This window comes from Pseudomonas sp. 50_B, from assembly GCF_017491625.1.
In the GTDB taxonomy this organism is placed as follows: domain Bacteria; phylum Pseudomonadota; class Gammaproteobacteria; order Pseudomonadales; family Pseudomonadaceae; genus Aquipseudomonas; species Aquipseudomonas danubii.
Window position 1 is genome coordinate 1 of the sequence record NZ_JAFGYX010000005.1, and the last position, 13,008, is coordinate 13,008.

At 63.2% G+C, this 13,008-nt stretch carries 12 protein-coding genes; 1 reads left to right on the top strand and 11 read right to left on the bottom strand.

Going from position 1 to position 13,008, the window contains the following annotated elements:
* Positions 1 to 271: 271 nt before the first annotated feature.
* Entirely contained in the window at positions 272 to 1,534 is a 1,263-nt protein-coding gene (locus J5M73_RS08415) for an OprD family porin (RefSeq protein ID WP_102861502.1), read from the top strand.
* 69 nt (positions 1,535 to 1,603) lie between these two features.
* On the opposite strand, the gene pcaC is transcribed toward J5M73_RS08415, so the two are convergent.
* The 11 genes from pcaC to pcaR form a co-directional block, all read right to left on the bottom strand.
* Positions 1,604 to 1,996, bottom strand: a complete 393-nt coding sequence (pcaC, locus tag J5M73_RS08420) for a 4-carboxymuconolactone decarboxylase (RefSeq protein WP_102861501.1) — start codon at positions 1,994 to 1,996, stop codon at positions 1,604 to 1,606.
* A 22-nt stretch (positions 1,997 to 2,018) separates the two neighbouring features.
* On the bottom strand, positions 2,019 to 2,807 hold the full coding sequence (gene pcaD / locus J5M73_RS08425) for a 3-oxoadipate enol-lactonase (RefSeq protein ID WP_102861500.1): 789 nt from the start codon (positions 2,805 to 2,807) through the stop codon (positions 2,019 to 2,021).
* Positions 2,808 to 2,818: 11 nt separating this feature from the next.
* A complete protein-coding gene (locus J5M73_RS08430) occupies positions 2,819 to 4,183 on the bottom strand; it encodes a 3-carboxy-cis,cis-muconate cycloisomerase (RefSeq protein ID WP_207815395.1) in 1,365 nt (454 codons plus the stop codon).
* A 48-nt stretch (positions 4,184 to 4,231) separates the two neighbouring features.
* Positions 4,232 to 5,527, bottom strand: a complete 1,296-nt coding sequence (locus tag J5M73_RS08435; RefSeq protein WP_102861498.1) for an MFS family transporter — start codon at positions 5,525 to 5,527, stop codon at positions 4,232 to 4,234.
* Between the two features lie 251 nt (positions 5,528 to 5,778).
* Entirely contained in the window at positions 5,779 to 6,345 is a 567-nt protein-coding gene (gene pcaG, locus J5M73_RS08440) for a protocatechuate 3,4-dioxygenase subunit alpha (protein ID WP_102861497.1), read from the bottom strand.
* A 1-nt stretch (position 6,346) separates the two neighbouring features.
* Positions 6,347 to 7,051, bottom strand: a complete 705-nt coding sequence (pcaH, locus tag J5M73_RS08445) for a protocatechuate 3,4-dioxygenase subunit beta (RefSeq protein WP_102861496.1) — start codon at positions 7,049 to 7,051, stop codon at positions 6,347 to 6,349.
* 37 nt (positions 7,052 to 7,088) lie between these two features.
* Complete coding sequence (pcaF, locus tag J5M73_RS08450; protein WP_180988530.1) at positions 7,089 to 8,294, bottom strand: 3-oxoadipyl-CoA thiolase; 1,206 nt, start codon at positions 8,292 to 8,294, stop codon at positions 7,089 to 7,091.
* Complete coding sequence (locus J5M73_RS08455; protein ID WP_102861494.1) at positions 8,291 to 9,070, bottom strand: CoA-transferase subunit beta; 780 nt, start codon at positions 9,068 to 9,070, stop codon at positions 8,291 to 8,293. Before J5M73_RS08455 ends, pcaF begins: the two co-directional genes overlap by 4 nt.
* On the bottom strand, positions 9,070 to 9,927 hold the full coding sequence (locus J5M73_RS08460; RefSeq protein ID WP_102861493.1) for a CoA transferase subunit A: 858 nt from the start codon (positions 9,925 to 9,927) through the stop codon (positions 9,070 to 9,072). The genes J5M73_RS08455 and J5M73_RS08460 overlap by 1 nt, the downstream gene beginning before the upstream one ends.
* A 190-nt stretch (positions 9,928 to 10,117) precedes the next feature.
* Positions 10,118 to 11,464 (bottom strand): MFS transporter, encoded by a 1,347-nt coding sequence (locus J5M73_RS08465; protein ID WP_102861492.1) that lies wholly within the window; start codon positions 11,462 to 11,464, stop codon positions 10,118 to 10,120.
* A gap of 276 nt (positions 11,465 to 11,740) precedes the next feature.
* On the bottom strand, positions 11,741 to 12,583 hold the full coding sequence (gene pcaR / locus J5M73_RS08470; RefSeq protein WP_016962563.1) for a pca regulon transcriptional regulator PcaR: 843 nt from the start codon (positions 12,581 to 12,583) through the stop codon (positions 11,741 to 11,743).
* Positions 12,584 to 13,008: the final 425 nt, after the last annotated feature.

Consider the following 13,008-nt stretch of genomic DNA (forward strand, 5'->3'; position numbering starts at 1 on the left):
GGATATATCCCCTGGCAGCCCACCCCACCCGGCCCGATAACTGTTCGTTAATCGCCCAGAACCCGCATTCGCCAATTGATCGGCCCTGATCCGCGACGCACCATTCCCGGCACCCGAACACACCAATAACAACAGGTTCGATGCCATGCCCTCACGTCCTGCCCGCTCCGGCTGATCCTGCAAGCACCTCCTCCCACACCTTGAAAGCTGTCCGCATGGGCTTTTTGCGGCAGTGGATAGTTGCACCCCTAACAATTAGAGAGACCGACGAATGAAGCCAATCACCCCGCCGCAATACCTTCTGCCCAGCCTTCTGGCCCTGGCGCTGACCAGCGCCGCCCTGCCGGTCATGGCCGCAGAGTCGGGCTTTCTCGAAGATGCCCAGGCCAACCTGAACCTGCGCAACTTCTACATCAACCGCAACTTCACCAACCCGAGCAAGGTCCAGGGCAAGGCTGAAGAGTGGACCCAGAGCTTCATCCTCGACGCCAAGTCAGGATTCACCCAGGGCACGGTAGGCTTCGGCATGGATGTATTGGGCCTGTACTCGCTGAAGCTCGACGGTGGCAAGGGCACCGGTGGCACCCAACTGCTGCCCCTGGACCACGACGGGCGCCCGGCGGACAACTTCGGGCGCCTGGGAGTGGCCTTCAAGGCTCGGCTGTCGCAGACCGAGGTCAAGGTTGGCGAATGGATGCCAGTGCTGCCAATCCTGCGTTCGGATGACGGTCGCTCGCTGCCGCAGACCTTCCGCGGCGGCCAGATCACCTCGAAGGAAATCGCCGGCCTGACCCTCTATGGCGGTCAGTTCCGTGGCAACAGCCCCCGCGACGACAGCAGCATGAGCGACATGACGATGTTCGGCAAAGCGGCCTTTACCTCGGATCGCTTCAACTTCCAGGGGGCCGAATACGCCTTCAATGACAAGCGCACCCAGATCGGCCTGTGGAATGCCGAGCTCAAGGACATCTACAACCAGCAGTTCGTCAACCTGATCCACACCCAGCCGCTGGGCGACTGGACCCTGGGGGCCAACCTGGGCTTCTTCTACGGCAAGGAAGACGGCAGCGCCCGGGCCGGCGATCTGGAAAACCGCACCTGGTCCGGCCTGTTCTCGGCCAAATACGGCGGCAACACCTTCTACGTCGGCCTGCAGAAACTCACTGGCGACAGCGGCTGGATGCGGGTCAATGGCACCAGCGGCGGGACCCTGGCCAACGACAGCTACAACGCCAGCTACGACAACGCCAAGGAAAAATCCTGGCAACTGCGCCATGACTACAACTTCGCCGCCCTGGGCGTGCCTGGTTTGACCCTGATGAACCGCTACATCAGCGGCAGCAACGTACACACCGCTACGGTCAGCGATGGCAAGGAATGGGGCCGGGAAAGTGAGCTTGGGTACACGGTGCAGAGCGGCACCTTGAAGAACCTCAACCTGAAATGGCGCAACTCCACCATGCGCCGTGATTTCAGCAACAACGAGTTCGACGAGAACCGCCTGATCGTCAGCTATCCGCTGAGCCTGCTGTAACCGCGCAACGCCCAATAAAAAGGCCAGCCCGGTGATCGGGCTGGCCTTTTTGTTGGGCCATGGAACGGGTTACACACGCGATTCGGTGCCCAACTCGTCCCAAACCGATTCGGCCAGGTGGAAGGTGGCATTGGCTGCCGGGATGCCGCAGTAGATCGCGCTCTGCATGATCACTTCCTTGATCTCGGCTCGGCTCACACCGTTGTTGGCCGCTGCCCGCAGGTGCAGCTTGAGTTCTTCGTTGCGGTTCATGCCGATCAGCATGGCGATGGTGATCAGGCTGCGGGTATGCCGCGGCAGGCCCGGACGGGTCCAGATATCACCCCAGGCATGGCGGGTGATCATTTCCTGGAACTCCGAGTTGAACTCGTTCAGGGCATTCAGGCTGCGGTCCACATGGGCGTCGCCCAGTACGGCGCGGCGGACCTGCATACCTTCGTCATAACGTTGTTTCTCGTCCACAAAGGGCTCCTTGAATCCGAGGTCAGGCCAGCAGGAATTCCACGACACGGTCGCTGAACGCGTCACCGGCCTGGACGTTGGACAGGTGCGCGGCATAGAACTCGGCGTACTCGGCGCCGGCCACGTGCTGCTGGATGAAGTGACTGCCAGACGGCGGTGTCACCGCGTCTTCGCTGCCGGCGATCACCAGGGTCGGCACCTTGATTGCTGCCAGTTGCTCACGGAAATCCGCATCCCGCACCGCTGCGCAGTTGGCGGCATAACCCTGGGGCGAGGTGGCGGCGAGCATGTCGGTGATCAGTTTGGCCTGATCAGGACGCGCGGCGGCAAAGTCCTCGGTGAACCAGCGGGCAATGGAGGCATCGCGCAACGCCACCATGGCAGCCTGGCCGTCACGCAGCACGGTCTCGATCCGTGGGTTCCAGATGGAAGGGTCGCCGATCTTCGCCGCGGTGTTGCACACCACCAGCTTGTGCAGACGCTCGCCGGCATTGATCCCCAGCCACTGGCCGATCAGGCCGCCCATGGACAGACCGCAGAAATGCGCCCGGCGGATATCCAGGGCATCCAGCAGTGCCAGCACATCCTGGCCCAGTTGCTGGATGCTGTAAGGCCCCTCGGTCACCAGCGAACGGCCATGGCCGCGAGTGTCCATGCGCAACACCCGAAAGTGCCGGGTGAACGCCGCGATCTGCTTGTCCCACATGTGCAGATCGGTGCCCAGGGAGTTGGACAGCACCAGTACCGGCGCGCCCTCTGGTCCTTCGAGTTGATAGTGCAGATCGCCCTCGGCGAGTTTCACGAATCCCACAGCAGTCTCCTTCAGGCCTTCAAGGCAAAATGTTCAGCCACGGCACGCTCGACCCAGGCCTGGGCCTGACCGAGGTAATGCGCCGGGTCCATCAGACGATCCAGCTCTGGCGCCGACAGCTCGGCGCTGACCTGGGCATCGTCCGCCAATACCTCGCGCAAATGGCGTCGTTCAGCCACCGCACGCTTGCAGCATTGTTCCAACAGGTGATGGGCCGTCTCCCGCCCCAGGCGCTGGGCCAGCTCAATGCTCACCGCTTCTGCCAGAACCAGGCCCTGGGTCAGGTCAAGGTTGCGCGCCATGCGTGCGCTGTCGACCTCCAGGCCCTCGGTGACCAGCAAGGCTTGTTGCAGGGCTCCGGACACCAGGCAGCAGATCTCCGGCAGGGTTTCCCATTCGGCGTGCCACAGGCCGAGGCTGCGCTCGTGCTCCTGGGGCATGGCGGCAAACATCGTCGCCAAGAGGCCCGGAACCCGGGTCGCGGCGCTGATCAATACCGCCGCGCCCACCGGATTGCGCTTGTGCGGCATGGTGGACGAACCGCCCTTGCCCGGCGCCGAAGGCTCGAAGACTTCCGCCGCCTCGGTCTGCATCAACAGGCTGATATCCCGCCCCAGCTTGCCCAGGCTGCCGGCCAGCAGGCCCAGCACCGAGGCGAACTCCACCAGACGGTCGCGCTGGGTGTGCCAGGGCTGTTCCGGCAGGCTCAGTTGCAGTTCTTGCGCCAGGGCCTGGGCAATCGGCAGGGCCTGTTCGCCCAGGGCCGCCAGGGTTCCGGAGGCACCGCCGAACTGCAGCACCAGCAGGCGCGGCTTGAGTTGCTGCAGCCGTTCGCGGCTGCGGGTCACGGCCCCCAGCCAACCGGCGATCTTCATGCCCAGGGTCACCGGCGTGGCATGTTGCAGCCAGGTACGGCCGGCTAGGGGCGTGTCGGCATAGCGCTGGGCCTGGGCCGCGAGTATGCCGCCCAGACGGTTCAGGTCCTGCTCCAGCAAGTCCACGGCGCGGCGCAATTGCAGCACCAGCCCGCTGTCCATCACGTCCTGGCTGGTGGCGCCCAGGTGCACATAACGCTCGGCCTCGGCATCGGTCCGGGCGATTTGCTTGCCCAGGGCCTTGACCAGAGGAATCGCCGAATTGCCGGCCGTGGCGATCGCTTCACCCAGGGCCTGGAAGTCATAGAGATGGGCGTGGCAAGCCGCCTCGATGGGGGCAACCGCCGCGCTTGGAATCAACCCGGTCCGCGCCTCGGCCCGGGCCAGGGCAGCCTCGAAGTCGAGCATGGCCTGGACCCGTCCCTGGTCACAGAACACCCCACGCATTTCCCGGGCAGTAAAGTAGGCATCGAACAACTGGTTGCTCGCAGGTAAGGTCATAAACAGTCCTTGGTGCGCCTGTGCCCTGGGCGGGCACAGGCGTACGGGTCAAAGGTCATGGTGCAAGTATGCAGCCTGTTTCGGCAGACGCAGGCTGAACAGGAAAGCAATCGCCATCATCGCCGTGACATACCAGTAGAAGGTGTTTTCCATGCCCATGTTCTTGAAGTTCAGGGCCACCCATTCTGCCGAGCCACCGAAGATCGCATTGGCCACCGCATAAGCCAAGCCTACCCCCAGCGCCCGCACTTGTGGCGGGAACATCTCCGCCTTCACCAGGCCGCTGATGGAGGTGTAGAAACTGACGATGGCCAGGGCCAGGGTGATCAGTACAAAGGCCAGGAACGGACTGGTGACGGTCTTGAGGGTCATCAGGATCGGCACCGTGAACAGGGTGCCCAGGGCGCCGAACCAGAGCATCGAGTTACGCCGGCCAATCCTGTCCGCGAGCATTCCGAACAGCGGCTGCATGCACATATAAAGGAACAGCGCGCCGGTCATGATGTAGCTGGCGGTCTTGGCGTGCATGCCCGCGGTGTTCACCAGGTACTTCTGCATGTAGGTGGTGAAGGTGTAGAAAATCAGCGAGCCGCCAGCGGTGTAGCCCAGCACGGTGATAAAGGCCGCCGAGTGATGCTTGAACAGCGCGGCGATGCTGCCGGCGTCCTTGTTATCACGCATTTCCTTGCTGGTGGTTTCCTTCAGCGAACGCCGCAGCAGCAACGAGATCACCGCCGCGATGGCGCCGATCACGAAGGGAATGCGCCAACCCCAGGCCTTGAGCTCGGCCTCATCGAGAAACTGCTGGAGGATCACCACCACCGACACCGCCAGCAGTTGTCCGCCGATCAGGGTCACGTACTGGAAGGACGCGAAGAAACCGCGCTGGCCCTTGAGCGCCACTTCACTCATGTAGGTGGCGGTGGTGCCGTACTCGCCGCCCACCGACAACCCCTGGAACAGGCGCGCCACCAGCAGCAGGAACGGCGCCCAGGCACCGATGCTGGCGTAGGTTGGCAGGAAGGCGATGACCAGGGAGCCGGCGCACATCATCAGCACCGAGATCATCATCGAGTTCTTGCGCCCATGACGATCGGCAACCCGGCCGAACAGCCAGCCGCCGATGGGACGCATCAGGAACCCCGCAGCGAATACCCCGGCCGTGTTGAGCAGTTGCACGGTGGGATCGTCAGAGGGGAAGAACGCCGGAGCGAAGTAGATGGCGCAAAAGGCATAGACGTAGAAGTCGAACCACTCCACCAGGTTGCCGGAGGAAGCACCGACAATGGCAAAGATCCTTTTGCTGCGCTCCTCTGCGGTGTAGTGACTTGTCGTTGTAGTCATGGTTTTTCACTCATGGGGGACAGTGCGAATCTAGACACACTTTGCAACAACCCCGTTCCCTACGGGACGTGGGCCCTGTGGTTCTGCCCTGTAGCCGCTGCCGAGCCACGGCGAGGCTGCAAAAGGCCGGGCCGCGTTCGGTGCACAGGGCCTTGCTCGGCAATCTCTCGCCAAACTCGCCGCAACCTTGAGAACCCCGCGCCCCTTCGGGTCGTTCGCAGCCTGCGGCAGCGGCTACACAGTGCTCCGGCTCAGTAGTCGAAGAACACGGTTTCGGCGTCGGTACCCTGGAGGATCACGTTCCACTGATAGCGGCCCTCGGCGTCGGACTTGGCCAGCAAGGTGCTGCGGCGCTCCTCGGGTACACAGGCCAGCAAGGGGTCGGTGGCATTGGCCGGTTCACCCTCGAAATAGATCCGGGTCAGCAAGTGCTTGACCAGGCCCCGAGCGAACACCAGCACCACCAGGTGCGGCGCCTGGGTCGTGCCCTTCAGACCCGGCACCGCGCCCGGCTTGATGGTGGTGAAGCGGAAGCGCCCTTCGCCATCCACCGGGACTCGGCCAAAACCCTGGAAGCTCGGGTCCAGAGGTTTGTCCTGGTCGTCCTCGCAGTGGCGGTACTTGCCGGCAGCGTTGGCTTGCCAGACTTCCAGCATGGCGTCGTTGACGAAGTTGCCGTTGCCGTCCACCACCTGGCCGGTGATTGCCACTCGCTCGCCCAGAGTGCCTTCCTCGGTGAGGTCTTCGCGGTTCAGCCAGGTCAGGCCGATGTGGTAGTAGGGGCCGACGGTGTGGGAGGTAGTCGCGGTCAGGCTCATGTTATTTCTCCATCGGCGTGGCATCGCGGCCGCGCAGGACGATGTCCCAACGGTAACCGAGGGCGTAGGAAGGAATGGTTTTCTCCAGGTCGAAGCGGGCGATCAGGCGTTCCTTGGCACGGGTGTCCGGCACGCAGTTGTAGATCGGGTCATATTCCAGCAGCGGGTCCCCGGGGAAATACATCTGGGTCACCAGGCGGGTGAGGATGCTCGGGCCGAACAGCGAAAAATGGATATGCGCCGGACGCCAGGCATTGTGGTGGTTGCCCCAGGGGTAGGCGCCGGGCTTGATGGTCTGGAACTGATACCAGCCCTCAGCATCGGTGACGGTGCGCCCGGTGCCGGTGAAGTTCGGGTCCAGGGGCGCGTCGTGCAGGTCGCGGTCGTGGTTGTAGCGACCGGCGGCGTTGGCCTGCCAGATCTCCACCAGGATGCCCGGCACCGGCAGGCCGTTCTCGTCCAGCACCCGGCCGTGGATGATGATCCGCTCGCCCTGGGGCTGGCCTTGGTGCTGGGCCGTCAGGTCGTTGTCCCGCTCCTGGATCGACTCGGCGCCGATGCTCGGGCCGGTGATTTCCGACAGCGAATGGGGCAGGAACACCAGCGGCTTGGACGGCGAGCGGGTGTTGGTCGACTGGTAGGCCGGGTGCAGGTAATCAGGCTGAGTACCCGCTTGCGGGCGCCGGTAACCGGGCTTGTCACTCATGGTGGTTCCTCGTTCTCTTCTTATATAGGGCAGGCATTCAAACCCGCTCGATGGCCAGTGCCAGCCCTTGGCCGACGCCCACGCACATGGTGGCCAGGCCTTTTTTACCGCCGCTCTTTTCCAGCTGATGCAGAGCTGTCAGCACCAGGCGCGCGCCACTCATGCCCAAGGGGTGACCCAGGGCAATGGCGCCGCCATTGGGATTGACCTGCGGCGCATCGTCGGCAAGACCCAGCTCCCGCAGTACCGCCAAACCCTGGCTGGCGAAAGCTTCATTGAGTTCGATCACATCGAAGTCGCTGACGGCCACACCCAGGCGCTCGATCAGTTTGCGCACCGCCGGCACCGGGCCGATGCCCATCACGCGTGGCGCCACACCGGCGCTGGCCATGCCCAGCACCCGCGCACGTGGAGTCAGGCCGTGTTTCTTGACCGCCTCGGCCGACGCCAGAATCAGTGCGGCAGCACCGTCGTTGACCCCAGACGCATTGCCGGCGGTGACGGTCTTGTCCGGGCCGTTGACCGGCTTGAGTTTGCCCAGGGCTTCCAGGGTCGTGTCGGCCCGTGGATGTTCGTCCTGTTCCACCACGCTCTCACCCTTCTTGTGGGCAATGCGCACCGGGACGATTTCCTCGGCGAAGAAACCGGCGGCCTGGGCCGCGGCGGTGCGCTGCTGGCTGCGCAGGGCGAAGGCGTCCTGGTCAGCGCGGGACACTTTATAGTCGTCGGCCACGTTGTCGGCGGTCTGGGGCATGGCATCCACACCGTACTGGGCCTTCATCAACGGGTTGATGAAGCGCCAGCCGATGGTGGTGTCTTCCAGCTTCATGTTGCGCGAAAAGGCGGCATCGGCCTTGCCCATCACAAAGGGCGCGCGGGACATGGACTCGACGCCGCCGGCGATGGCCAGTTCCATCTCGCCACTGGCAATGGCGCGGAAGGCGGTGCCGATGGCATCCATGCCCGAGGCGCAGAGGCGGTTGAGGGTGACGCCCGGCACGCTGTCCGGCAGGCCCGCCAGCAGCAGCGCCATGCGCGCCACGTTGCGGTTGTCTTCACCGGCCTGGTTGGCGCAGCCGAGGAACACCTCGTCCACGGCAGTCCAGTCCACCGTCGGGTTGCGCTCCATCAGCGCCTTGATCGGCACCGCCGCCAGGTCGTCGGCGCGCACCGCCGACAGGCCGCCGCCAAAGCGGCCGATGGGGGTACGAATGGCATCACAGATGAATACGTCGCGCATCAGGCTTCTCCAGGTGCTTGGCCGTGGGCCGCAGCGGTGCGTGCTTCCAGCTCACGCAGGGCGGTCAGTTCGACTTCGGTAGGCGCGGCCGTCTCGGCCACGTGCTCGGCGAAACGGATCGCCCAGCCGGTGGCGGCCACCACCTGCTCGCGGGTCACCCCCGGGTGCAGGGAAGTGACGACGAATTCGTGGGTACCGGCTTCCGGCTCCATGATGCACAGGTCGGTGATGATCCCCACCGGCCCGGCGCCGGGCAGGCCCAGACGCTTGCGCGAGTCGCCGCCCTCGCCGTGACCGACGGAGGTGATGAAGTCCAGCTTGTCGACAAAGGAACGGGAAGACTGCTTGAGGATGATCAGCACGCTTTTCGCCGAACCGGCGATCTCCGGAGCACCGCCGGCCCCCGGCAGGCGCACCTTGGGCCGGTGGTAATCACCCACCACTGTGGTGTTGATGTTGCCGAAGCGGTCGACCTGGGCCGCGCCGAGGAACCCCACATCGATGCGCCCACCTTGCAGCCAGTAACGGAAAATCTCTCCGGTGGGGACGACGGTGTCGGCAGTTTCCGCCAGTTCACCGTCACCGATAGACAGCGGCAGCACGCTGGGCTTGGCACCAATCGGGCCGGATTCGTAGATCAGCACCACGTCCGGCGACGAGGTCAGGCGCGCCAGGTTGGCGGCCTTGGACGGCAGGCCGATGCCGACGAAGCATACCGAACCGTTCTGCAGGCGACGGGCCGCGGCCACGGTCATCATTTCATTGGTGGAGTAGGTCATTACTGGGCCTCCGAAGCTGCGGCCAGCTTGGCCTGGAATTCGCTGAAGTCGGCACTGCCGTGGATGTATTCGTTGATCCACGCGGTGAAGGTCTCACGGTCGCGGGCAATCGGGTCCCAGGCCTGGTAGAAACGGTTGTCGCGCTCGGAATAACCATGGGCGTAGGACGGATGGGCGCCGCCGGGCACATGGCACACCGCGCTCAGGGCCCAGGTCGGCAGCACGCAGGCGTTCATCGGCGCATTCAGGTCGTCGACGATTTCCTCGACGGTGACGATGCAGCGCTTGGCGGCCAGGGCGGCCTCTTTCTGCACCCCAAGGATGCCCCACAGCAGGACGTTGCCCTTGCGATCGGCTTTCTGCGCGTGAATCACCGTCACGTCGGGACGCACCGAAGGCACCGCCGCCAGCACTTCACCGGTGAAGGGACAGGTCACGGTCTTGATCAGTGGGTTGACCTTGGGCAGATCGGAGCCGGCATAGGCCCGCAGTACCGCAAATGGCAGGCCGGAGGCCCCGGCCACATAGGCGTTGGCCAGGTCGGCGTGGCTGTGCTCTTCAATTTCCAGGGGCTGTGGCCACTGCTTTTCCACGGCGTCGCGCAGGCGATGCAGGGAGCCAACACCCGGGTTGCCACCCCAAGAGAAAATCAGCTTGCGAGCGCAACCGGCACCGATCAACTGGTCGTAGATCAGGTCAGGCGTCATCCGTACCAGGGTCAGGTCTTTCTTGCCCTGGCGGATGATTTCATGACCTGCGGCCGTAGGAATCAGGTGGGTGAAGCCTTCGAGTGCGACGGTGTCACCGTCGTTGACGAATTGCTTCACCGCGTCGTGCAGCGAAAGGATTTCAGCCATGGATGGGGTCTCCCGATTGTTATTCAGCGACTGGAGAAAAAGGCGCTCTAGGCGCGCCGCAGTGACTGAAGATTAAGCCGGAGCAATACCCCAAACAATCCGATAATCGACTGAGCGTTCGATTATCGAACGGATTGTTGCAGGACTATCGATTCTTCGCCCTGCACCCAATCCTGCTCCTTGTTGCCTGTCAGGTGGCGTCGGCATGGCTGACCATGCCCTTGATTACTACCGCTGTGGTGGCCAGCGCTGCCGGGATCACCAGCGCGGTCAGCACCTGCTCGAAGTTCCAGCCCAGGCCCAACAGGGTGGCGCCCATCCAGGCACCGAGAATGGCGCCGAATCGACCGATGCCGAGCATCCAGGACACCCCGGTGGCCCGTCCCTGGGTCGGATAGAAACGCGCCGCCAGGGAAGGCATCGCCGATTGCGCACCGTTGACGCACATGCCGGCGATCAGCACCAGGGTGGCGAGTACGGTGATGTTGCCCAGGCTTTGTCCCACGGCGTAGGCAAAGACCCCGGCCAGCAGGTAGAAGCAGCCAATCACCTTGTGCGGATTGAAACGGTCCATGGCCCAGCCCACGGCGACTGCACTGAGCACCCCGCCAAACTGGAACAAAGCGCCGATAAAGGCGGCCTGCTCCATGCTCGCGCCACTGTCGCGCATCAGGGTCGGCAGCCAGCTGGTCAGCAGGTAGACAATCACCAGGCCCATGAAATAGGTGAGCCACAGCAGCAGCGTGCCGACGCTGTAAGTGCCGGAGAAGATCACGGCAAAAACGTTGCGCGCCTTCACCGTCTTCTGTTCCGGCACGCTGAAACTGCCCGCCTCGCTGACGATGGCCGGAGCGATGGGGGCCAAGGTCTTGCGCACTTTGTCGGTGCCGCGATTGCGCACCACCAAGTAACGCGCCGACTCCGGCAGCCAGACCACCAGCACCAGGGCCAGGATCAGCGGCAGGACGCCACCGATCAGCAGCAGGCTGTGCCAGCCGAAGGCCGGGATCAGCTTGGCGGAAATGAAACCACCGCCCGCCATGCCCAGGTTGAACCCGCAGAACATGCTGGTCACCAACAGCGACTTATGACGCTCGGGGGTGTACTCCGAAAGCAGCGTGGTGGCATTGGGCATCCCCGCCCCCAATCCCAGGCCGGTGAGAAAGCGCAGCACCAGCAACTGGTCGACGTTGGTGCTGTAGGCCGAAGCCAGGCTGAAGGCGCCAAACAGCAGCACCGCCCCTACCAGCACCACCTTGCGACCAAAACGGTCAGCCAGGGGCCCGGAACCCAGGGCACCGAAGACCATGCCGATCAGCGCCGCACTCATCACCGGGCCCAGGCTGGCACGGTCGATGCCCCAGTCCTGGGACAGCGCCGGGGCGATGAAGCCCATGGCCGCGGTGTCCAGCCCATCGAGGAAGACAATCAGGAAACACAGGATCACGACTCGCCACTGGTAACGCGACAGCGGCTGGGAATTGATGAAGGACTGCACATCGAGGCAGTTCCCTACAGCGGATTGGGGTTGATTCATTGTTTTTATTTCCACACTAAAACGCAGGCGCGCACAGGCCGCCAAGGGCTGATCAGGTCACGTAGAAAAGGTGGCGAAAATCAGGCGATTCGAGCGGGACGGCAGGAACGGTCACGGCAACGACGCAGGGAGAGCATGCTCATGAGTTGGCCTCTTCATTATTATTGGACGGGTCATCGGCAGCAGGCTGGCCGCCGATGACGCTGGCGCGACATTAATGAGCCAGGGGAAAGAGCGTCAATTCGTCAAAGGCGGATCTGTGCGTTTATCGAACGCTTAAGCAAACAGCTGGGCGCTGAGATCGCGGCTGGCGCTCAGCAGGCCGGGGAGAAAACGCTGTTCCAATTCGGCGCGGCTGACCCGGCCCGCGTGGGTGCTGACGTTCAACGCCGCCAACACCTGGCCCGAAGCATCGTAGACCGGCACGGCAATTGAACGCAGCCCTTGCTCCAGTTCCTGGTCGACGATGCACCAGCCCTGCTGACGAACTTGCTGCAGGCACTCCAGCAATGCCTCCGGGGTGTGCAGGGTGCGGCTGGTCTTGGCCTGCAGATCGGCGTGTTCCAGATACTCATGCAGCGAGGAGTCATCCAGCGCGGCCAACAGAATCCGCCCCATGGACGTGCAATAGGCCGGTAGCCGGCCGCCCACCGAAAGATCGACGGAAATCAACCGCTGGGTAGTGGCCGAACGGGCGATATAGAGGATGTCGTCGCCTTCCAGGGTGGCCATGTTGCAGGCTTCATGGAGTTGCTCGCTCATGCGGTCCAGATAAGGCTGCGCGGAAACCGCCAGGGGCGTCGACGACAGGTAAGCATGCCCCAGGGTCAGCACCTTGGGCAGCAGCGAATAGGTACGCCCGTCGGTGGTGGCGTACCCCAGCTTGATCAGGGTATGCAGGCAGCGGCGCACTGCCGCTCGGGGAATCTCCGTGCGGTGGCTGATCTGGGCGATGGTCAGGTGACGCTTGCGTTCCTGAAACGCCTGCACCACCGCCAGGCCTCGGGCCAGAGACGTCATGAAATCCGGGTCACCGGTCAACGCCTGAATCCTCTTCGCTGCCGAAGCCACGATGGGCGGCGCCACTGAGGTGAAGGAATTACGCATCTGATCGTTCATTTCAGGGTCTCTGCGATGAAATTCTTCCGTATTACAAGCCGTATTGGAGAGGCAGCACAAGTCAGCCCCTGCAAGATTGGGCGATTATCGAACCGTCGACCGATAATCGCAATCTGCGGTGCTTGCCGCTGCCAACCACTCGCCCACTCTTTTATTGCAAAAACTCATGGTAATAATCACCAGCAGGCGGTGGACTCAGTGACCATCTTCAGGCCTGTCACTTGTATCAAGAGCGGATTAGCCCCATATAGATTTCTGCCAACGGAGTACGAAGACGGGAAGCGCCGTGTAGGAATTCATTAGAACTTCCGTGTCACAAAACGCTCACAATAAAGTTGACAGTTTTAAACTTGCCGAGCGTAGAGTTATTCTTTGCCGAGGCTATACTGCCGAAGTGAGTAACGCGCAATCAGTCCCGCTCGTAC